This window comes from Longimicrobium sp., from assembly GCF_036399255.1.
In the GTDB taxonomy this organism is placed as follows: domain Bacteria; phylum Gemmatimonadota; class Gemmatimonadetes; order Longimicrobiales; family Longimicrobiaceae; genus Longimicrobium.
This window is the reverse complement of the sequence record NZ_DASWNM010000134.1, coordinates 179,642-200,042: the sequence shown is the minus strand read 5'-3', so window position 1 is coordinate 200,042 and position 20,401 is coordinate 179,642. Positions and strand designations below refer to the sequence as shown.

Here is a 20,401-nt window from a genome sequence, read left to right as displayed (position 1 = left end):
TCACGCACTCACGCACTCACGCACTCACGCACTCACGCACTCACGCACTCACGCACTCACGCACTCACGCACTCACGCACTCACGCACTCACGCACTCACGCACTCACGCAGCGGCGGCCTTTACCAGCTCGCTCAGGTCGTCGGTCAGGCGCACGCCGTCGGCGCTGGCGAACGGGGGCGGCACGCCGGGTCCGCCGATCACCACTTCGGTCTCCGGCGGAGCCGCCTCGCGCAGGGCGCGCGCCAGCATCCGGAAGTCGGCCACGCCCATGGTGTTGACCACCGAGGTGCAGAAGAGCGCCGGGCGCCGCTGCTGCAGGATGCGGCGCAGGTCCTCGACCGGCACGTTGGCACCCAGGAACACCACCCGCCAGCCGCGCGTGGCCAGGTGGATGGTGGCGGCCATCAGACCGCACTCGTGCATGTCGCCGGGAATGCCGGCGCACACGGCCTCGGGGCCGCGGGCGGCGCCGGTGTCCAGGTCCTCGATGATCCCCGCCAGCTTTTCGCGGACGAACGCGGTGGCGAAGTGCTCTTCGCTGATTCCGCACTCGTTGGCCTCCCACAGGTCGCCCACGTGGCGAAGCACGGGAAGCAGCACCTCTTCGACGCGGCGGTCGGGCGGCAGGCGCAGCACCTCCTGGTACGCTTCCAGCGCGCCGCGCCGGTCGAACGCCAGCAGCGCCTCCAGCATGCGAAAGCGCACGTCGCGCACGGAGGGGCCCCCGGCGTCGGCCGGCAGCGGCTCGGTGCCCCGGCGCACGCGGCTGATGGCCTCGCCGATGGTCAGGCCTTCGTCGACCAGGACCTTGATGCGCGAGAGCATCGCCACGTCCTCGTCGGTGTACAGCCGGTAGCCGGAGCCGGTACGGTCCGGCGCCACCAGGCCGTAGCGGCGCTCCCAGGCGCGGAGCGTGGCCGGGTTGATCCCGGTAAGGTGGGCGACGCGCTTGATGCGGTAGCTCATGGCTGCTTCAGAGATCCGTCCCGTTAGGGTGTGTCGTATGAACGTATGGGCGCAATCCCGGGGTGCTCCGGATCCTCTGGATGGTCCGCCGGGCGGCGGTTCTGCAGCAACCGCCGTACCCGCACCGAGGAGGGGCTCGCTTTGCGCCTTCTGATACTTTTCAAAAAGCGCCGCCGCCGGCCGCGGATCCAGGGAACCCACTAATGTCATTAGACAAGCCTTGTAGCGCAAGCCGTACGCAGTCTCCGCAGGCCGATCGTGCGGAACACCGCGGGCCCGCGGGGCACGGGTGTTCCGCCGGTGGGGCGTGGAGCGGGGTGGAGGGATTCGGCGAATGGCTAGCCGGGCGCGTCCGCCAGCGGGCCCAGCAGCTCGCGGACGGCGGACTCGTATCCGTGCGCGCGCGCCCATGCTTCAGCCGCGAGCTCGCCTGCGCGGGCGGCGGCGAGCTCGGCGCCCGGCGTGTCGCCGGCCAGGCGCAGCAGGTCGGCGCGCTCGTGCAGCAGCCGCGCCCAGGCGGCGATGCGCTGCGGGTCGGAGATGATGTGGGCGGCGGTGGCGGAATCCACCCGCGGCACCACTTCGGCCAGGGGGCCCAGCAGCTCGCCTTCTGCGTCGTCCAGGGCCTGCGCGGCCTCGTGCACCTGGCCGCCGTTCTTGAGCCCCAGCATGCGGGCCAGCACCGCGCCCATCTGCCGGATCACGCGCAGCAGGTAGTCTTCCCGGGACGAGATGGGCATGGGGCGGCTCCGTCACGCGGTGGTCTGGCTCTCCGGCACGGCGGGGGCCCTTACCCGCTCGCCCGGGCTCGCACCCTCTTCCACGAACGGGAGAGGGGATCAACGTCCAGGCAGGCCGCCCAGGGTCGCGCAGAGTACCGGGACCAGGCCTGGCAGGCAGATTTCCTTGTCCCGGGCGACCCTTCTGTGCGGGCGAGGCCGCCGCCAGCGCCTGCGGGACGTTTGGGCACCTGCCTGGACCATCTCCGGGGCAAAGCCTGGAATTTCCGGCTTGTCCGGGCTTGCATGGGCTCGCTAACTTACACGGACCGGGGCGCAGCGGGCCAGCATCGGCGCGCCCCGGCATCGCATCCAACCGTCCGCTGATCTTTCAAGGCTCCACCGACATGCGCATCCTGACGGGAATTCAGCCTTCGGGCATCCTGCACATCGGCAACTACTTCGGCGCCATCAAGCCCATCCTGGACCTGCAGGGGCAGGGCGAGGTGTTCGTCTTCCTGGCGGACCTGCACGCGCTCACCTCCAGCAGCAGCGGGGCGGGGATGCGCGAGAACATCCGCACGGCCGCCATCGACCTGCTGGCGTGCGGGCTGGATCCGGAGCAGACCACCTTCTGGCGCCAGTCGCACGTGCCGGTGCACTCCGAGCTCATGTGGACGCTGACCACCGTCACCCCCATGGGGCTGATGGAGCGCATGGTGGCGTACAAGGAAAAGGTGCAGAACGGGATCGCGGCCAACGTGGGCCTGTTCACCTATCCCATCCTGCAGGCGGCGGACATCCTGGCGTACGACGCGGACCTGGTGCCGGTGGGCAAGGACCAGAAGCAGCACCTGGAGGTCACGCGCGACATCGCCATCAAGATCAACGAGGCGTACGGCGAGGGCACGCTCAAGCTGCCCGACGCCAAGATCAGCGAGGACGTGGCGGTGGTGCCCGGGCTGGACGGGCGCAAGATGAGCAAGAGCTACGGCAACACCATCGACATCTTCATGGACGAAAAGGCGCTGCGGAAGCGGGTGATGAAGATCGTCACCGACAGCACGCCGCAGGAGGCGCCCAAGGATCCCGACACGTCGACGGTCGTGGACCTGTACCGCCTGTTCGCCACGCCCGGGCAGGTGCAGCGGATGAAGGACGAGTTCCGCGCGGGCGGGCTGGGGTACGGCCACTTCAAGCAGCAGCTGTTCGAGGCCATCTGGGAGCACTTCGCGGCGATGCGCACCCGGCGCGAGGAGATCCTGTCCCGGCCCGGCTACGTGGACGAGGTGCTGGACGAGGGCGCCCGGCGGGCGCGCGCGGTGGCGGACGTGACGCTGGAGCGGGTGTGGCGGGCGGTGGGGTTGAGGGGATAGGGGAACTGCAGGGAATAGGGAACAGGGAATAGGGAATAGCCTGCAACGGCACCTGCGTTCGTTCGTACGATTCGATTACCGGAGAGGCTCGTGTCGGCAGAGAGTGCGGTCACCGTGGTGGAGGGGGTGGACTCGGTCGAGGGGATCATCACGCGGATGTACGCGGCGATCTCGGGGGCGGCGGGGGAGGCGCGGGACTGGGATGGGCTGCGCGCGCTGTTCATCGGCGGGGCGCGGATGATCCCCACCAACCGCGCCATCCACCACGGCCAGGGCGGTCACCCGCCGGACGTGATGGACCTGGAAACCTTCATCCGCACCACCGCGCCCGTGGTGGAGCGGATGGATTTTTTCGAGCGGCAGATCGCGATGCGCGTGGAGCGCTTCGGGTGCGTGGCGCACGCGTGGAGCACCTACGACTCGCGCCCCTCGCCCGGCGGCGAGCCGTTCGCGCGCGGCATCAACAGCATTCAGCTGTACCACGACGGCGCGCGCTGGTGGGTGGTGACGGTGTTCTGGGACTCGGAGCGCGCGGAAAACCCCATCCCTCCACAGTATCTGCCCGGCTGAAGATTTTTTCGCCCCGCGCTCGTATTCCCCCGCCGCACACGCGACGACCCGCTCCACCCTTCTGCACACGAGCGCGAATTGGCCCTCATCACCTGCCCCGACTGCGGCGGCTCCGTCTCCGACGCCGCGCCCGCCTGCATTCACTGCGGCCGGCCGCTGGTGCCCGCGCGGCCCACGGCTCCGTACGCCGCGCCGGCGTACGCGCCGCCCTCGTCCGCCGCGTACGCCGCCGCGGACCCGATGGCGCGGCGCGTGGACGCGAAGGAGGCGCGGGCCGCGTCCGCGAAGCCGATCGCGATGGTGGTGTACGTGCTGTTCATGCTTTCGTTCCTGTACTTCATCCCCGGCATCGTGGGGCTGATCGTGGCGTACCTCAAGCGCGGCGACGCCCGCGGCACCTGGGTGGAGTCGCACTTCGACTGGCAGATCGAGACGTTCTGGAAAAGCCTGTGGTGGGGCCTGGGCCTGGTGGTGCTGGGCGTCCTGGTCGTGGTGGTGACGGAATTTGCCGGCCTGCCCCTCATCCTGTTGTACGGGGCGGGGCTCGCCGTCACCCTGTGGTTCATCTACCGCCTGGTGCGCGGCGCGCTGGCGCTGTACGACGAACGGCCGATCTTCTGACCACCGGCCGGCAGGCCTGACGCACCCGACGCACCACACACCAGGAATGCGGACTCTTCGCGAGCGGCTGCACGACATCATCTTTCAGCACGACGACCCCGCCGAGCGGGCGTTCGACATCGTGGTGATGTGCGCCATCCTGCTTAGCGTGCTGGTGGTGATGCTGGACAGCGTGGCCTCCATCGCCGCCGCGTACGGCAAGTACCTGTACGCGGCGGAGTGGTTCTTTACGGGGCTGTTCACCCTGGAGTACCTGCTGCGGCTGTGGACGGCCCGCGACCGGCTGGCCTACGCGCGCAGCTTCTACGGCGTGGTGGACCTGCTCTCGGTGCTTCCCACCTGGCTGAGCATCCTGTTTCCGCCGGGACGCTTTCTGGCGGTGCTGCGCGTGCTTCGCGTGCTGCGGGTGTTCCGCATCCTCAAGCTGGCGGAGTACGTACAGCAGGGCGCGGTGCTCTCGGCCGCGCTGCGGGCCAGCCGCTACAAGATCACGGTGTTCGTCTGCACCGTGCTCACCGTCACGGTGGTGGTGGGCTCGCTGATGTACCTGATCGAGGGTCCCACGTCGGGGTTCACCAGCATTCCGCAGAGCGTCTACTGGGCCATCGTCACGCTGACCACGGTGGGGTACGGCGACGTGGCGCCGGCCAGCCCGCTGGGAAAGACGCTCGCCGCCACGCTGATGATCATGGGGTACGGCATCATCGCCGTTCCCACGGGCATCGTCACGCTGGAGCTGGACCGGGCCTCGCGCGCGTCGGTCACGCGCCGCGTGTGCCGCGGCTGCGGCGTGGACCGCCACGACGCCGACGCCACCTTCTGCAAGCACTGCGGAACGGAGCTGTAGCCTCACCTCACCGCCGCAGGCGCTCGCCCGATTAGGGCCGCTAGGAATTTCTGACCTTCATCCCATCAATGTACCCAGCCGTGGTTTTCGGCTGACGATTGTTTCTGCGCATCTCAGGAGTCCACATGCCGCACATCTCCAGTCCTCGTGCCCTGCTGGCGGTTGCATTGGTGCTCGCCGGGACCGGCTGCGGAGTCTCGCAGCACGAGTTGAAGCCCACGGACATTCGTCCGCTGCCGAATCCGGCGTGGAGGGGCAACGGCCCGGAGGGCGCGTATATTCGTGTGCGGGGTCTGGACTCCGCGCTGGCTGAATCACCCGGGGCACCCGTCCGTGTGCTGCTGGTGCATGGAATGCGAACCTTCGAGCCCGGGTACAGCGCCGTCCAGCAGCATGGGCTGGCAGAACGCCTGAACCTGGTTCCCGCGCAGCCGCAGGCGGAAATGCCGGACACCGTCACCTTGCTGCCGGTAAACCGTGAATACGAGGTGGAGGTCGCGGTGGGGCCGCAGCCGCTGGGCAGGGTCGCGCTGCGCGAGTCGGAGGTCCGCCGCCGTGCGTGGGTGGATCCCCGCGACGGGCGTGTTCGCGTGGTGTTCTACGAACTGCTCTGGGCGCCGCTCAGGGATGACGTCAAGCGACGCTTTTTTGCCTGCTTCGAAGTGCTTCCCACCCCTGATCCCGGCTGTCCTCCTCCGGAGGCGGAACAGAACGTGGATCGCCGCGCCTTCTTCAATCGTCGGATCAAGGACCAGATTCTGGTGGACGGCTTCAGCGACGCGACCATCGTTTTGGGGCCGGTTGGTGACGTGCTGCGCGACGACGTGAGCCTGGCGCTTTGCATGGTGGCTACGGACGTGCTGCGGGACGGTGGCTTCGCCGTGCGGCAGAGCCCCGAAGACCGGTGCGACCTGGCGAGCTCGGTACAGCCTGCGGACCGCCCCCGTGCAAACGAGGCGTTGCGCGCCGCGGAGTTCTTTGCCATGACCCATAGCCTGGGCAGCTTTCTGCTGATGGACGCTCTGTGGACGGCGGCTGACACAACGGAGAGCCGACGCGGTCGGGGGCTGGACGAGGCGGCTGCAACAAGGGACGTAGCCGAGTTCTTTCTGATGGATGACGCGACCGTTTTCATGCGTGCCAACCAGTTTGCGCTGCTGAACCTGGCAAGGCTGGGCGCCGTGTGCGTTCCTCGCTCAGAGCGGGGGCGGTGTCCCACGGAAGCACTGCCCGGCGTGGACGAGATGTTCCGTGCGCCAGATGTGTTCGGGATGTTCACGCAGTACGTTGCGTTCAACGACGTCAATGATCTGCTGGGCTTCGAGCTGCCGCCCTACATCGCGAGCACCGGACTGGCGGGTACGCTGGTGAACGTTACGGTGCAGAACCCCACATGGCGCCTGCTGGGCCTCAAGAACCCGGGCGGAGCGCACAATAACTCGGATCGAAACCCCGCCATCCTGGACGCAATGGTCCGAGGTTTCGACCTGCCCGCGGATCGTGTGCCCGGGAACGGATTCCGCTGAGCAGAGCCTGCGTTTATGTGAGTGTCGGACAATGGCTTGCGGTGCCTGCGGCACTCCTCTTGCCTCCACACCGCCGCTCCAACGGGCATACGAGCAGGCGAAACCCTTGAAGGCAGGGGATGACGATGAAAAGGCACGCAATACGCCACCTGGCGGCGGCGGTGTTCACGGTGGTGGGGCTTACCGGGTGCGCCGGCAGCAACCTGGGTGCGCTGGGCGACATCCTGGGCGGGGCCATGGGCGGCGCCGGACAGCAGGGCCAGCAGGGACAGGGACAGCTGGTGGTCGAGGTGCAGAACGTGGACACGCGCCAGCAGGTGATCGCGGTGCGCACGCAGCAGGGCCAGCAGGGCAACGTGTTCTTCGACCAGAACACCGTGGTCACCTACCAGAACCAGCAGTACCCGGTAACGGCGCTTGAGCGCGGCGACGTGGTGGCCATGCAGGTGCAGCAGGGGCAGCAGGGGCAGACGTACGTCAGCCGCATCGACGTGCAGCAGAGCGTGCAGGAGCGCACGGGCCAGACGGGCAACACCGGCGGCATGAACGGCGGGATGAACGGCGGCGGGCAGATGTCGCAGCTGTCCGGCCGCGTGGGGCAGATCGACCACAACCGCGGCACGTTTCAGGTGCAGACGCAGCAGGGCACGTACACGGTGACGCTGCCGTACAACCCCGGTAACGCCACGACGGACTACTTCCACCGCCTGCGCACCGGCGACAGCGTGCGCCTGGAGGGCACGGTCACCGGCAACGGGCGAGTCGAGCTGTACCGCTTCATCTGACGCGGCGGGGGATGACGGACGGCGGCGCGGGGCTTCGGCTCCGCGCCGTTTTGCGTTGTGTGGCGATGGGGTGGGGGATGAGAGACGGGATGATGGCGATCGGCGATTCTGGCCGGTCACGTGCCGCTCCGCCCGCGGAGCGAATGAATTCGCCGCTGGAAAATCGCAAAGTCCGCCTGCGCGGACTCGGCGGCCCGGCCGTGTGCGGCGTCCCAGGCTCCTGCGCGTCCGCAACCGGCGCGCCGACGGTCCCTCTCGCGAGAGAAGCCACGCACATACCCCCGATCTGTCATTCCGAAGGAGGCGCCGCAAGAAACTTTCTGCCATCGCATGCTCTGGCGCCGACTGAGGAATCTACCGTCTGGTGCTCGTGGCCAGAAAAGAAGCCGCAGACCGTCGGCCGGTGTCTGTTTTGGTAGGTCGGCCGGCGCGTTGTCCTCCATCTCTCAGGGCGTGTATTTTGTCCGACGAACACGATCTCATCCCGTAAGCCATCGACCATGACGCCACTGTTCAACAAGCTGAACCTGAAGGGGCAGACGGAGATCGTCGTGCTGAACGCGCCCGAGAGCTTCGAGCGGGAACTGGATGCGCTCGACGGCGTGACGGTGCACCGCGATGCCTCCGCAGTGGAGCGGGTGGAGTTCGCGCTTGCGTTCGTCATCACCACCGCGGAGCTCGCCGCGGCGGCGGACGCCGTGCTTCCGAAGGCGCAGGGCGACGCGGTGGTGTGGTTTGCGTATCCCAAGGGCACGTCGAAGCGCTACAGGTGCGAGTTCAACCGCGACAGCGGCTGGATGCCCCTGGGCGCGGCGGGGTTCGAAGGCGTGCGCCAGGTGGCCATCGACGAAGACTGGTCCGCGCTCCGCTTTCGCCGCGTGGAGCACATCAAGACCATGAAGCGCGACGCCAGCCGCGCCGCCACCGAGCAGGGCAGGGCGCGCGTGGCGAAGAAGGATCCCTGACGCAGTCGCTTGACTTGCCGGTCGACACACGTCACCTTGGTTCCACCAGTGGAAGTTCCATCAGTGGAACTTCCACTGGTGGAACTAGCTTCTGGAGCGGTTGCCATCCGGTGGACAAGCCGAAGGGCTTCTTTGATGAAGATAGACAAACCGGCAGACATTTTCGATCGCGATGCGGAGTGGCGAACGCTGGCCACGCTCTGGAGAAAGCCCCGCCCGGACCTGATCTTCGCGGTAGGGAGGCGCCGCGTGGGAAAGAGCTTCATGCTCTCGAGGTTCGCGAAGTCGGTGAGAGGCATCTACTACCAGGCCACACGGCGGACGGAGGCCGAGCAGCTGGGGAGCCTTTCGCGCGTGATCGGCGAGCACTTCGATGATCCCGCTCTGCGGCAGGGTGTCGCGTTTCCGTCGTGGGAGGATTTGTTCGCGTACGTGACGCGGCGGGCGGACGGGGAGCCGTTCCTGTTCGTGCTCGACGAGTTTCCCTATCTGGCGGCAGCCGCGCCGGCGCTTCCCTCCATCATCCAGAACCTGTGGGACCACCACTGGCCGGGCACCCGGATCAAAGTGGTGCTCAGCGGATCGTACGTGACGGCCATGAACCGGCTGGAGCAGGTAGACCAGCCGCTGTACGGCCGGCGTACCGGCAAGCTGGTCTTTGGCCCCTTCGCGTTCCCGGACGCCGCGCGCTTCATGCCCGGGTATCCGCTGCGCGATCAGCTGCTGGCGTATGGGATGTTCGGGCACCTGCCCGGGCACCTGGCGCTCCTGGAGCCGGACCGCCCGCTGGGAGAGAACGTGGCCGAGGCGCTGCTGAGTCCCACGGGGCGGCTGGTGGACGAGGCGCAGCACATGCTCGACGCGTTTACCGGCGACGCGCACGTGCATTACTCGATCATCGAGGCGATTGCGTCCGGCGAGCACACCTGGAGCGGCATCACCAGGCGCGTGGGGCGTGCGGGAGGCTCCCTGCTGCGCCCGCTGCAGTGGCTGGAGGAGATGCAGGTGATTGGGCGGGTGGTGCCGGCCACCGAGAAGAACCCGCAGAAATCCAGGCGGGCCCTGTACCGGGTGGTGGATCCGTACGTGGCCTTCTGGCACCGGACCATCGCCCGCCTGGTGAACGCCGGAAGCCTCGGCCTCGTGCCGCCGGAGCGCCTGTGGGACGAGGTCGTCGTGCCCGACCTCGATGATTACATGGGACCCGTTTTCGAAGAGATCTGCCGCGACTTCGTGCGTCGCACGGACCGGCTTCCGTTCAGGCCGGTGCGCGTGGGAGAGTGGTGGGACGCCGCGTCCCAGGACCAGGTGGACGTGGTGGTGCTGGGTGCGCGCGGAGAGCTTCTGGTGGGCGAGTGCAAGTGGGGGCGGGTCACCACGGCCCACCTGGCCACGCTGCACGACCGTGCTCAGAAGGTCGCGGCGGAGCTCGGGCGCGTGCAGGCCGTGCACGTGGCACTGTTCACGGCGCGCGGCGAGGCGGATGACGGAGTGCTGCAGGCGGCGCGCGAAGGCACCGTTCTGCTCTTCACGGCCGAGGATCTGGTCGCCGCCTCCTGATCGGCCTCCCGATCCAGGTTCCATCAGTGGAAGTTCCACTGGTGGAACTACGGTGCGATCGGGACGCGAGCCGCTGGATGCCGTTGCCCACCGTAACCTGTCCCCTGTAACCTTGTCCCCTCGCAGCCCCCGGTACACGTTGTGCACCCTCGCCGCGGACCCGAATCTTACCGAGGAGACACGAATGTCCGACGCTAGCCCGACCAACGAGCAGGGACGCTACGATTCCGGCACCGACGCCGGCCCCGCGCAGTACGCCGGCGCCACCGACGAGCCGCGCGACAACCCCGCCGGCGACCCGCCGGGCGGCAGCGAGCCGCGCGGGCAGGTGCTCACGCTGGTCTGCGAGACCTGCGGCAAGGACTACTTCTTCGAGGACGAGCAGCCGGAGCCCGGCATGGCGTGCGAAAAGTGCGGCGGCACCGTCTTTCGCTCGTTCCACGACAGCGTGGGCGACGAGGCGGCGGACGACTTCCGCGACAGCACCGAGCGCGACCTGGACCCCGACGACGCCGAGGGCGACGTGATGCCGGGCGACGTGATGGACCTGAACAACATCTGACCGCCCGGACGATGACGGAACCCAACGGCAGGACGCTCTTTACCGGCTCGGGCGTGGCGCTGGTCATGCCCTTCGTGGCGGACGGGGGCCTGGACGAGGACGCCCTGCGTGAGCTGGTGCGCTTTCACCTGCGCGAGGGCACGGACGCGCTGGTGGTGAACGGCAGCACCGGCGAAGCGTCGGCGATGTCGCCGGACGAACAGCGGCGCGCGGTGGAGGTGGTCGCCGACGCGGTGCGCCAGGGCGAGCGGCGCGTGCCGGTGATCGCCGGGTGCGGCGGCAGCGACACGGCCGCCGTGGCGCGCCTGGCGGCCGCGGCGCGCGCGGCGGGGGCCGACGCGCTGCTGGTGGCGCCGCCGCCGTACAACAAGCCGCCCCAGCGCGGCATCGTGGCCCACTACCAGAAGGTGATGGACGCGGCCGACCTGCCCACGGTGGTCTACAACGTCCCCGGACGCACGGCGTGCAACATCCTTCCCGAGACGCTGGAGCTGCTGGCCCGGGACGAGCGCGTGGCGGGCGTCAAGGAAGCCAGCGGCGACATCAGCCAGGTGGCCGAGGTGGCGCGCCGGGTGGGCGGCCGCGTGGCGCTGTACAGCGGCAACGACGACCAGGTCGTCGCGCTGATGGCGCTGGGCGGCCAGGGCGTGATCAGCGTGCTGGCCAACGTGGCGCCGCGCGACACGTCACGGATGGCGCACGCGTTCCTGGCGGGGAGCACCGCCGAGGCGTGCGCGCTGCAGCTGCGCTACCTGCCCCTGATCGCGGCCATCTTCCGCGAGTCCAACCCCATCCCCATCAAGGCCGCGGTGGGCATGCTGGGATTCCGGGTGGGCGAGCCGCGCCTGCCGCTGGTGCCGGTGTCGGACGCGGTGCGGCAGGAGCTGGAGCGGGAGATGCGCGCCCTGGGGCTGGTGGGGAGCTGACGGTGACGGACCACGACGAGTTTGCGATGGAGGAAGCGGCCGGCGTCCGCATCGTGCTGAGCGGCGCCACCGGCCGCATGGGGACCACGCTGGCCGCGCTGATGGCCGAGGACGACGGGCTGCGGCTGGTGGGCGGGATCGGGCGGATGCCGGAGCGCGGGTGCGACATCGGCTGCCCCGTGGTGCAGACGCCGGAGACGGCGGGCGCGTGGATGCGCGAAGCCGACGTCGTCATCGACTTTTCGTCGCCCGAGCTGCTGCGGCGGCTGCTGCAGATGCACGGCGACGCACTGGAAGGCCGCGCGCTGGTGGTGGGCACCACGGGGCTCACGCCCGACGAGCAGGAGCTGATCCACGTGCAGTCCCGGCGGTCGGCCATCCTGCAGGCGGCCAACTTCAGCGTGGGCGTCAACCTGCTGCTGGCGCTGGCCGAGCAGGCGTCGTCCGTCCTGGGCGACGATTACGATGTGGAGATCGTCGAGGCGCACCACCGGCGCAAGGCCGACGCGCCCAGCGGGACGGCGCTGGCGCTGGGCGAGGCGGTGGCGCGCGGGCGAAAGGTCAAGCTGGCGGACGTGCGCGTGGACGGCCGCAGCGGAAGTTCGGGTGAGCGCCCGCGTGGCGAGGTGGGATTCCACGCCCTGCGCGGCGGCGACGTGGTCGGCGAGCACCAGGTGATGCTGATCGGCGAGCGCGAGCGGATCACGCTGGGGCACGTGGCGCAGGACCGCGCGCTCTTCGCCGAGGGCGCGCTGCGGGCGGCGCGCTGGATCGCCGGCAAGGAGCCCGGCACGTACACCATGAAGGACGTGCTGGGGCTGTAGCGCGCGCACCGGGACGGATGCACGGCGGGGGCCGGGCCTGGATGGCCCGGCCCCCGCCGCTCCGTTGCGGATCAGCGCCCGCTCAGCAGGTGGAGCAGGTCCACTCCCTGGTGTCGCACGGCGGACAGCTGCACCCCTCGGGGGTGGTGCACCACTCGCTCTCCATCGTGTCGTGGCCGCGCACGGTGCCGCGCGCGTCCGCGTCGCGGGCGGTGGAGAAGCTTTCAACGCGCAGCAGCTCCGGGTTCAGCGTGAGCTTTTTCATCGGAATTCTCCGGGATGGAGGGAAGGTCCCGCGGCCATCCGGCCGCGGAGCGGTCCACTGCGCGGGTGCAGTGTTCGCGAGGACGCGTTGGGAGCGGATTGCGCGGCCGTCGATCCGCCACGCGATCCGCTCATCCGTTCGATCGCGAGCGAACACGGGGGCGCAGCGGTTCACCACCCTGTAGATAAAACCGGCGTGAAGCGTAGTCAACCTTCATGCTCTCGCGCCAGGCTACCGGGTGCGCCATGCCGCGCGGGTCGACCGATCAGGAACCAGGGGAAGGCAGCCGCCCCGATGGTTCCTGAGGCGGCTGTCGTTGCGCGGGCTATTTGGGAACACAGTTCTGCGGCCGGGGCGTAGGAAAGTATTGTGGCGTGTTCCCCAGGGCGTACCACCACACGCAGTTGTACGCCCGGGGGCGTACGATGGAATCGCCGGTCGCCGTGCGCGTGGTCAGGTACGAATGCGCCAGGTCCGGGGCGATGGGTCCGTCCAGGCGGAAGTAGAACGACTTGGCCCACGTGGCCGGCCGGCCGCCGGACTGTTCATGAAAGATGGTGGCGATGTGCACGGCCAGCGCGGAGTCGGCGGCCGTGTTGCTCTGGGGGTGTCCCAGTTCATCATTGGTGCTTCCCACCTCGGTGAGCCAGAGCGGCTTTCCGGGACCGTAGGTATTGATCTCCTGCTGGAAGAGAGACATCTGCAGGTCCAGGACGCTGCCTCCGTGATAGCTGTGGACGCCCACGATGTCGAAGGAGCTGCCACAGGTCTGCAGCACCCGCCGCAGCCACTGGTAGGGTGAGCCGGCGGGAACACCGTCCGGGTTGTGGGCGATGGCCAGCTCTCCGGCGATCACGTGCTTTCCGCGCGCGCGCGCCTCTCCTCCTACATAGTTGACCACCTTGCAGTACTCGGCCACCTCATCGCGGTCAGGGCCGGAGTAGGAAGGCAGGTACTTGCTGGAGAGCACCCTGAAGAAGTCGCCGTTGTTGAACTCGTTGCCCACGCTGTACACCTGCACGTCGTACGGATAGCTGGCGAACCACTGGTCCATCACCGCGGCCAGGTACATCTGGAGAGTGTTGTACAGCCCGTCGTCCGGCGGGTACCTCCAGGAGCTGTCGCAGGTCGCCACATCAGCGGAAAAGCTGGTGGGATCAAAGCGGCCGTAGTACAGCGTCCCGGGCTTTCCGCATCCCCGCGAAAACCCGGGAAACCCTTCCAGCATGGCCACAACCTTCAACCCGCGCTCGCGCGCGGCGCGGACCTGGTGGCGAACGCTGGCGATCTGCGCGGAATCGAACGCGCCGCCGGGGGCCTGCTGCAGGTGATGCCAGTACAAGGTCACCTTCACCCACCCCACCCCCGCGTTGTACGCGCGGTTCATCATCGCGTTCGCCTCGGCCTGCGTGGCGGCGCCTCCCACCACGAAGCCGTACGCATCGTTCCGCGGCCACGGGCCGGTGGTGGCGACCGGGCCGGCTTCGCCTGGGTGGATGGGCTGCGCCGGCTGCTCGCAGGCGGCGGCAAGGCACAGCGCCGCCAGCGACAGCACCGCGCGGCTCCACGCGGTGCTCAGGATGGTTCTTTTCATCATTCCAGGAAAACGAAGGGGTGAGGTGGCTGCGCGGAGAGATCGAGGCGCAGAGGCCTGCGGGGAGCCCGGGCGCCGCGGCGAATTTGGGCTTCTGCACGCGCCGAGGCCATCCAAGCTCGCCGGATCGGGTGATTACGTCCAGTGCCCACGCTCCCCTGATCACCCGGCCTCACGGACGGCCCCGGGACCGCGCACCCGCGGAGCTCCTGCGCCTTTCCGGCACACCCCCCTGCTTCGCGGATCGGGCCGGAACCTTGTATACTATCCGCATTCAGCACATCTCCCCGGCACGGTCTTCGACGTGATTCAGAACGCGACGCGGCGGCTGGTGCTCAACATGCACGAGGCCCGGCCGCTGTACTCCGTCCCGGAGTGGGCGGTCGAGGAGATCCGCGCCGCGCTGCCGGACGGGTGGGAGCTCACCGTGGTTACGGAGCCGGGGAGCGGGCGCGGCGACGGCGGCGAGGCGCCGGACGCCAGCGCCGCCATCGCCGCGGTGCGCGGGGCCGAGGCGTACGTGGGCTTCGGCGTGCCGGAGCCTGTGTTTCGCGCGGGCACGGAGGGGCCGGACGCGCGGCTGCGCTGGGCCCACACCGGCTCGGCGGGCGTGGGCGCGGCGCTGTACGACGCCATGCGCGGCTCCGACGTGGTCCTCACCAACTCCGCGGGGATTTACGCCGAGCCCATGGCCGACACGGTGCTGGCGATGATGCTGCACTTCAGCCGGGGGATCGACTTCGCGGTGCGGGCGCAGGCGCAGAGCCGGTGGGACGAGGCGCCGTTCGACGCGGCCGACGCGCCCGTGCGCGAGCTGGCGCAGTGCACGGTGGGGATCGTGGGACTGGGCGGCATCGGGCGGGCGGTGGCGCGGCGGGGCGTGGCGCTGGGGATGACTGTGGTCGCCACGCGGCGGCGGGGGACGGAGGGGCCCGAGGGGGTGGAGGTGGTGAGCGGGGCGGATGCGCTGGACCGCATTCTTCCCCGCAGCGACTTCCTGGTGCTGGCCGTGCCGCAGACGGACCAGACACGGGCGATGATCGGCGCGCGCGAGCTGGCGATGCTGCCGGACGGCGCGGTGCTGGTGAACGTGGCGCGGGGCGGGGTGGTGGACGAGGCGGCGCTGGTGGACGCGCTGCGCGGCGGCCGGCTGCGGGGAGCGGGGCTGGACGTGTTCTCGCGCGAGCCGCTGCCGGAGAGTTCGGCCTTCTGGGGCCTTCCCAACGTGCTGGTGCTCCCCCATGTTTCGGGTGCCTCCCACCACTTCTGGCGGCGCCAGACGGACCTCGTCATCGGGAACCTCCGGCGGTACGCGGCGGGCGAACCCCTGCTGAACACCGTGGACAAGCAAGCGGGCTACTAAGGTGGAAAACATCATCCAGGCCGCCGTGCAGCGGGGCGCCAGCGACCTTCACATCAAGGCGGGCGACGTGTTCCGGGCCCGCATCAACGGCGACCTCAAGCCGCTCACCAAGCAGCGGCTCACCCCCGAGCAGACGCGCGCCATCGCCCTGAAGCTCATCCCGCACGAGCGCGACCGGGCCCGGCTGGACGACATCCAGGACTACGACTGCTCGTGGGGGCTCGCCGGCGTGGGCCGCTTTCGCGTGAACATCCTGCGGCAGCGCGGCAGCTTCATGATCGTCATGCGGGTGATCCCCTTCGAGATCCCCACCATCGAGCAGCTGGGGCTCCCCCCCGTGGTGCAGGACATCGCGGCGCTGGAGCGCGGCCTCATCCTGGTCACCGGCGTCACCGGCTCGGGAAAGAGCAGCACGCAGGCGGCGATGATCGGGTTCATGAACCAGAACATGCGCCGCCACGTGGTCACGCTCGAGAATCCCATCGAGTTCCTGCACCGCGACGTCAACTGCTCCATCACCCAGCGCGAGGTGGGGATCGATACGGACGACTTTCGCGTGGGGCTGCGCGCGGCGCTGCGGCAGGACCCGGACGTCATTTTGATCGGCGAGATGCGCGACCCCGAGTCCATCGACATCGCCCTCAAGAGCGCCGAGACGGGCCACCTGGTCATCAGCACCGTGCACACGCGCGACGCGGCGGCCACCATCAGCCGCCTGGTGGCCACCTTTCCGCCGGAAGAGCAGAAGGTGGTGCGCCTGCGCCTCGCCGAGCAGCTGCAGGCGGTGGTCAGCCAGCGCCTGCTTCCCAGCAAGGACGGCAAGGGGCGGGTGCTGGCGGCGGAGGTGATGGTGGTGAGCGGCACCATCCGCGACTGCATCGCCGACGAGAACCGCGCGTCCGAGATCCCCGAGCACATCGCCGAGGGAAAGACCACGTACGGGATGCAGACCTTCGACCAGGCGCTGATGGACCTGGTGATGAGCGGACAGGTGGACTACGCGGTCGCCAAGGCCGCCGCCACCAACCCCGGCGACTTCGAGCTCAAGATGAACATGCTTTCCGGCCGCTCCGGCTCCTCCGGCGGCGCGCCGCCGGCCATGGCGGGGATGTCGCAGGACTACTTCTAGTGGGATACGCCCTGCTGGTGCTGGCGCAGGTGGCCGGCCTGCTGCTGATCCCCTTTGGCCTTCCCGGCACCTGGGTGCAGGTGGGGGCCGTGGCGGCGTACGGCTTCGCCACCGGCTTTTCGACCCTCGGCTGGGGGACGTTCGCCCTGCTGCTGGTGCTGGCCGCGGCGGGCGAGGCGATGGAGTTCGCGCTGGGCGGCCGCTACGCGCGCAAGTACGGCGGCAGCCGCCGCGCGGCGTGGGGCGCCATCCTGGGCGGGCTGGTCGGCGCCTTCGTCGGCGTCCCGGTCTTCCTCATCGGCAGCGTGATCGGGGCGTTCGTGGGGGCCTTCGTGGGCGCGGCGGCCATGGAGCTTACGCGCAAGTCGGAGCTGCGCGGCGCGCTGCGGGTGGGCTGGGGCGCGTTCGTGGGGCGGATGGTGGCCACGGCCGCCAAGTCCGCCATCGGCGTGGCCATCGCCGCGGTGGCGCTGCTCTCGGCGGCGGGGTGACGCACATCTCCCCTTCGATGCAGCCGGACGACCGCGCGGAGGCGCTGTCGCGCGTGCTGGGCGCGCCCTCGCTGGCGGACGCCGTGCGCGAGGCGGCGGGTGCCGCGCTGGCCCCCGCCGGCATGCAGCTGCGGACGGCGCTCTTCCTCCTCGGCCCGGAGCTGCGCGAGCTGCCGGGCCTGCGGCCGTCCAGCGCGCCCCTCTGCGTTGCCCTCGCCGACGCGGACGATCCCGTTGCCCGTGCGCTGGCGTCGTCCATCGACCGCTTTCGCTTCGTCTTTGCCCTGCCGGACGGCGGCGAGCTGCCGGCGGCGGTGGTCCCGCTGCACGGGCACGCCGGGGTGTTCGGCGCGCTGCTGGTGGACGAGGGGAACGGGAGCCCGGCCGCGCAGGACGACGCCCTGGCGCGGCTGCGGTCGCTGGAGCCGGCGCTGTTCGCCCGCTGGGACGCCCACGCGGCGCGCGAGGCGCTGGAGGCGTCGGAGCGGCGGCGCGACCTGTACGGCGGCATCAGCGACGCGCTGGCCGACCCGGTGCTGGTGACGGACGCCCGCAACCGGATCCTGCTGGAGAACCGCCGCGGCCGCGCGCTCTTTCGGGTGGCCCCTGACGACGGGCACGAGCGGCGGCACCGGGTCGAGGTGAACAACTACCTGTTCACCTCGTTCCTGGCCCGCCCGCGCCCGTCCGAGACGGAGGCGCGCGAGCTGACGCTGGTGGACCCCGAGACGGGCGCGGAACTGCTGTTCGAGGCGGTGCCGGCGCCGCTGGCCGGGGGCGGGGTGCTGCCGGAGGGCGCCACGGTGTCGCTGCTGCGCGACGTGACGGACCTGCGCCGCGCCAGCCACCAGCTGGGCCACCAGGTGCGGCGGGTGGAGCTGGCCGAGTCGCGTGCGCGGTCCGAGCGCGACCAGCTGAACCTGGTGCTGGCGCACGTGGGCGCACCGATCGTGGTGACGGACGAGCGCGGCGCGGTGATGCTGATGAACCGCGAGGCGCAGCGCCTGTTTCGCTCCGGCGAGCCGGCGGAGGGCCCCGCGGGCGCCATCGCAGCGGCCAACGCCGACCGCTTTTTCGCGGGGCTCGAAGACTTCGCGGCCGCGGGCGAGGCCGAGCGGGTGCAGCGCGTGGCGCTGCGCGATCCGCGGAGCGGCGCGCCTTTTCCGGCGGAGCTCACCAGCGGGGTCATCCGCGACGGCGAGGGGGCCACGGTCGCCGTCGTCTCCATTCTGCACGACCTTACGCAGGAGGTCGAGAACGCGCGGCTGGCGGCGGAGCTGGCGCGGGTCAACGAGGGGCTGGAGCAGTCCATCCGCGACGCCACGGCCGAGCTGCAGGAGCAGAACCACCAGCTGGCGTGGCAGCGGCAGGAGCTGGAGCGCGCGTACCGGCACAAGAGCGAGTTCCTGGCCAGCATGAGCCACGAGCTGCGCACGCCCATCAACGCGCTGCTGGGCTACACGGCGCTGCTGCGCGAGCGCATCTACGGCGAGCTTTCGGAGCGGCAGGACGACGCCCTGCACCGCATGCAGTCGGCCAGCGAGCACCTGCTGGAGCTGGTGAACGACATCCTGGACCTGGCGCGCATCGAGGCGGGGCGCATGCCGGTGCACCTGGAGCCGGTGTCGCTGGCGGCGCTGGTGGGAAGCGTGCTGAACTCGGTGGAGCCCATGGCCCAGGCCAAGGGGCTGCGGCTGCGGGTGGAGGTGCCGGCGGAGCTGCCGGCGCTCATCACCGACCGCACGCGGGTCAAGCAGATCGTGCTGAACCTGCTGAGCAACGCGGTAAAGTTCACGCGCGAGGGCTCGGTCACGGTGGCGGCGCGGGCGCTGCCGGGGGACGAAGAGGTGGAGCTGGTGGTGGCCGATACGGGGATCGGGATCGCCCCCGAGTCGCTGCCGGGGATCTTCGACGACTTTCGCCAGGTGGACCAGTCGTCCACGCGCGAGTTCGGGGGAACCGGGCTGGGGCTGTCCATCGTGCGCAAGCTGCTGGGGCTGCTGGGCGGCTCCATCCGCGCCGAGTCGGCGCCGGGCGTGGGGACCACCTTTACCGTGACCCTGCCGCTGCGCAGCCACGACGTGATGGAGGGCGACGAGGCCATCCGCCGGGCCATGCGCGGCCAGGCCACCATCGTCCGCGACGGCCACGAGCGCCCCCTCCCCCCCGCCGAGCCCATGCGCGGCGTGTAATACCAGACCTGGACAAAACTGTCATTCTGAGGGAGGCGCCGCACGGTGCTTTCCTTCCGCTCAGGAGCGTGGCGCCGACCGAAGAATCTCTATCTGGGCGGCAGGATCTTTCCGTCACGCGGGGTCCCCGGGCGATGCCCGGGAAGGGGTCCTGCGCGAGGGGAGGGAGATTCTTCGGTCGCGCCAACCGGCTCCGCGGTTTTTCCGGGAGCCTTGGGCGGGCGCTTCCTCAGAATGACAGGTGCTTTTCAGGATTCTGTTTAAACCAGGCTTGACAAAACCTGTCATTCTGAGGGAGGCGCCGCACAGTGCTTTCCTTCCGCTCAGGAGCGTGGCGCCGACCGAAGAATCTTTGTCGGGAACGGCAGGATCTTTCCGTCACGATGTGTTCCCGGGCGATGCCCGGGAAGGGGTTCCGCGCGAGGGGAGGGAGATTCTTCGGTCGCGCCGACCGGCTCCGCGGTTTTTCCGGAAGCCCGGGGCGGGCGCTCCCTCAGAATGACAGGTGTTTTTCAGGATTCTGTTTAAACCAGACCTCGCAGAACCTGTCATTCTGAGGGGAGGCGCCGCACAGTGCTTTCCTTCCGCTCCGGAGCGTGGCGCCGACCGAAGAATCTTTGTCGGGAACGGCAGGATCTTTCCGTCACGATGTGTTCCCGGGCGATGCCCGGGAAGGGGTTCCGCGCGAGGGGAGGGAGATTCTTCGGTCGCGCCAACCGGCTCCTCGGTTTTCCCGAGAGTTCGGGGAGGGCGCTTCCCTCAGAATGACAGGCGTTTCCCCGGGTTCTGTATGATATGATTTCGCGCCCGATGCTGGTGGTCAGCGCCGGGCGCGAGAGTCGGGCGAATGCGTCGGGTGGATCAGGCGGCCTTGCGGGTGGGCTGGCGGGCCGGCTGCGCCTGCCGCTCGCGAGCACTGACGTGGCGCAGGTAGGCGTCCACCTCGGTGGTCAGTGACGGAAGCTTGTCCGTGGGCGTCAGCCAGAGCTTCAGGAAGCCGGCGTAGGCGTCGTGGCTCATGGGCGCGGGCGTGCGGGCGGAGGAGCGATTCATCATGGCAGGGGGCCTTCGAGGTGACTGCGTGTCGTGGGTCCGGCGCGGGATGGGTCCTGCGGTCG

The 20,401-nt window shown here is 69.6% G+C and carries 20 protein-coding genes; 15 read left to right on the top strand and 5 right to left on the bottom strand.

The window, feature by feature from the left end; genetic code table 11:
- Positions 1-104: 104 nt before the first annotated feature.
- Both VGC13_RS24690 and VGC13_RS24685 read right to left on the bottom strand, forming a co-directional pair.
- Positions 105-968, bottom strand: coding sequence for a MerR family transcriptional regulator (locus VGC13_RS24690; RefSeq protein WP_331127977.1), 864 nt, complete (start codon positions 966-968; stop codon positions 105-107).
- Between the two features lie 338 nt (positions 969-1,306).
- The gene (locus VGC13_RS24685) at positions 1,307-1,708 is read right to left on the bottom strand and encodes a hypothetical protein (RefSeq protein ID WP_331127976.1); all 402 of its coding nucleotides are present in this window, start codon (positions 1,706-1,708) and stop codon (positions 1,307-1,309) included.
- A gap of 386 nt (positions 1,709-2,094) precedes the next feature.
- On the opposite strand from VGC13_RS24685, the gene trpS reads away from it, so the two are divergent.
- The 11 genes from trpS (at position 2,095) to dapB (ending at position 12,249) form a co-directional block, all read left to right on the top strand.
- Positions 2,095-3,063 carry a tryptophan--tRNA ligase gene (gene trpS, locus VGC13_RS24680; protein ID WP_331127975.1) on the top strand — a complete coding sequence of 323 codons (969 nt, stop codon included), beginning with the start codon at positions 2,095-2,097 and terminating at the stop codon, positions 3,061-3,063.
- Positions 3,064-3,153: 90 nt separating this feature from the next.
- Entirely contained in the window at positions 3,154-3,633 is a 480-nt protein-coding gene (locus VGC13_RS24675; protein ID WP_331127974.1) for a hypothetical protein, read from the top strand.
- Positions 3,634-3,711: 78 nt separating this feature from the next.
- A complete protein-coding gene (locus VGC13_RS24670; protein ID WP_331127973.1) occupies positions 3,712-4,254 on the top strand; it encodes a hypothetical protein in 543 nt (180 codons plus the stop codon).
- A gap of 46 nt (positions 4,255-4,300) precedes the next feature.
- The gene (locus VGC13_RS24665) at positions 4,301-5,101 is read left to right on the top strand and encodes an ion transporter (RefSeq protein WP_331127972.1); all 801 of its coding nucleotides are present in this window, start codon (positions 4,301-4,303) and stop codon (positions 5,099-5,101) included.
- 125 nt (positions 5,102-5,226) lie between these two features.
- Positions 5,227-6,627 (top strand): hypothetical protein, encoded by a 1,401-nt coding sequence (locus VGC13_RS24660; protein WP_331127971.1) that lies wholly within the window; start codon positions 5,227-5,229, stop codon positions 6,625-6,627.
- A 125-nt stretch (positions 6,628-6,752) separates the two neighbouring features.
- Entirely contained in the window at positions 6,753-7,412 is a 660-nt protein-coding gene (locus VGC13_RS24655) for a hypothetical protein (RefSeq protein WP_331127970.1), read from the top strand.
- Between the two features lie 500 nt (positions 7,413-7,912).
- Positions 7,913-8,377 (top strand): hypothetical protein, encoded by a 465-nt coding sequence (locus VGC13_RS24650; RefSeq protein WP_331127969.1) that lies wholly within the window; start codon positions 7,913-7,915, stop codon positions 8,375-8,377.
- A gap of 135 nt (positions 8,378-8,512) precedes the next feature.
- Positions 8,513-9,937 carry an ATP-binding protein gene (locus VGC13_RS24645; protein WP_331127968.1) on the top strand — a complete coding sequence of 475 codons (1,425 nt, stop codon included), beginning with the start codon at positions 8,513-8,515 and terminating at the stop codon, positions 9,935-9,937.
- A gap of 184 nt (positions 9,938-10,121) precedes the next feature.
- Complete coding sequence (locus tag VGC13_RS24640) at positions 10,122-10,499, top strand: hypothetical protein (RefSeq protein ID WP_331127967.1); 378 nt, start codon at positions 10,122-10,124, stop codon at positions 10,497-10,499.
- Between the two features lie 11 nt (positions 10,500-10,510).
- Positions 10,511-11,425, top strand: coding sequence for a 4-hydroxy-tetrahydrodipicolinate synthase (dapA, locus tag VGC13_RS24635; protein WP_331127966.1), 915 nt, complete (start codon positions 10,511-10,513; stop codon positions 11,423-11,425).
- Between the two features lie 2 nt (positions 11,426-11,427).
- Positions 11,428-12,249 carry a 4-hydroxy-tetrahydrodipicolinate reductase gene (dapB, locus tag VGC13_RS24630; protein WP_331127965.1) on the top strand — a complete coding sequence of 274 codons (822 nt, stop codon included), beginning with the start codon at positions 11,428-11,430 and terminating at the stop codon, positions 12,247-12,249.
- Between the two features lie 82 nt (positions 12,250-12,331).
- Here dapB and VGC13_RS24625 read toward each other — a convergent pair whose 3' ends face one another.
- Positions 12,332-12,514 (bottom strand): hypothetical protein, encoded by a 183-nt coding sequence (locus VGC13_RS24625; RefSeq protein ID WP_331127964.1) that lies wholly within the window; start codon positions 12,512-12,514, stop codon positions 12,332-12,334.
- A gap of 325 nt (positions 12,515-12,839) precedes the next feature.
- On the bottom strand, positions 12,840-14,108 hold the full coding sequence (locus VGC13_RS24620) for a glycosyl hydrolase (RefSeq protein ID WP_331127963.1): 1,269 nt from the start codon (positions 14,106-14,108) through the stop codon (positions 12,840-12,842).
- 304 nt (positions 14,109-14,412) lie between these two features.
- Here VGC13_RS24620 and VGC13_RS24615 point away from each other — a divergent pair, with 304 nt between their 5' ends.
- The 4 genes from VGC13_RS24615 to VGC13_RS24600 are packed head-to-tail and all read left to right on the top strand — an operon-like array spanning position 14,413 to position 19,283.
- A complete protein-coding gene (locus VGC13_RS24615; protein ID WP_331127962.1) occupies positions 14,413-15,471 on the top strand; it encodes a D-2-hydroxyacid dehydrogenase in 1,059 nt (352 codons plus the stop codon).
- Between the two features lies 1 nt (position 15,472).
- Positions 15,473-16,600, top strand: coding sequence for a PilT/PilU family type 4a pilus ATPase (locus VGC13_RS24610; protein WP_331127961.1), 1,128 nt, complete (start codon positions 15,473-15,475; stop codon positions 16,598-16,600).
- Entirely contained in the window at positions 16,600-17,091 is a 492-nt protein-coding gene (locus tag VGC13_RS24605) for a DUF456 domain-containing protein (RefSeq protein WP_331127960.1), read from the top strand. The genes VGC13_RS24610 and VGC13_RS24605 overlap by 1 nt, the downstream gene beginning before the upstream one ends.
- A 17-nt stretch (positions 17,092-17,108) precedes the next feature.
- Positions 17,109-19,283, top strand: a complete 2,175-nt coding sequence (locus VGC13_RS24600; RefSeq protein WP_331127959.1) for a sensor histidine kinase — start codon at positions 17,109-17,111, stop codon at positions 19,281-19,283.
- A gap of 861 nt (positions 19,284-20,144) precedes the next feature.
- Here VGC13_RS24600 and VGC13_RS24595 read toward each other — a convergent pair.
- Entirely contained in the window at positions 20,145-20,339 is a 195-nt protein-coding gene (locus tag VGC13_RS24595) for a hypothetical protein (RefSeq protein WP_331127958.1), read from the bottom strand.
- Between the last annotated feature and the right edge of the window lie 62 nt (positions 20,340-20,401).

Coding starts and splice junctions, on each gene's coding strand:
- VGC13_RS24690 (WP_331127977.1), bottom strand. CDS start 968: ATGAGCTACCGCATCAAGCGCGTCGCCCACCTTACCGGGATCAACCCG.
- VGC13_RS24685 (WP_331127976.1), bottom strand. CDS start 1,708: ATGCCCATCTCGTCCCGGGAAGACTACCTGCTGCGCGTGATCCGGCAG.
- trpS (WP_331127975.1), top strand. CDS start 2,095: ATGCGCATCCTGACGGGAATTCAGCCTTCGGGCATCCTGCACATCGGC.
- VGC13_RS24665 (WP_331127972.1), top strand. CDS start 4,301: ATGCGGACTCTTCGCGAGCGGCTGCACGACATCATCTTTCAGCACGAC.
- VGC13_RS24660 (WP_331127971.1), top strand. CDS start 5,227: ATGCCGCACATCTCCAGTCCTCGTGCCCTGCTGGCGGTTGCATTGGTG.
- VGC13_RS24655 (WP_331127970.1), top strand. CDS start 6,753: ATGAAAAGGCACGCAATACGCCACCTGGCGGCGGCGGTGTTCACGGTG.
- VGC13_RS24650 (WP_331127969.1), top strand. CDS start 7,913: ATGACGCCACTGTTCAACAAGCTGAACCTGAAGGGGCAGACGGAGATC.
- VGC13_RS24645 (WP_331127968.1), top strand. CDS start 8,513: ATGAAGATAGACAAACCGGCAGACATTTTCGATCGCGATGCGGAGTGG.
- VGC13_RS24640 (WP_331127967.1), top strand. CDS start 10,122: ATGTCCGACGCTAGCCCGACCAACGAGCAGGGACGCTACGATTCCGGC.
- dapA (WP_331127966.1), top strand. CDS start 10,511: ATGACGGAACCCAACGGCAGGACGCTCTTTACCGGCTCGGGCGTGGCG.
- VGC13_RS24625 (WP_331127964.1), bottom strand. CDS start 12,514: ATGAAAAAGCTCACGCTGAACCCGGAGCTGCTGCGCGTTGAAAGCTTC.
- VGC13_RS24620 (WP_331127963.1), bottom strand. CDS start 14,108: ATGAAAAGAACCATCCTGAGCACCGCGTGGAGCCGCGCGGTGCTGTCG.
- VGC13_RS24600 (WP_331127959.1), top strand. CDS start 17,109: ATGCAGCCGGACGACCGCGCGGAGGCGCTGTCGCGCGTGCTGGGCGCG.
- VGC13_RS24595 (WP_331127958.1), bottom strand. CDS start 20,339: ATGATGAATCGCTCCTCCGCCCGCACGCCCGCGCCCATGAGCCACGAC.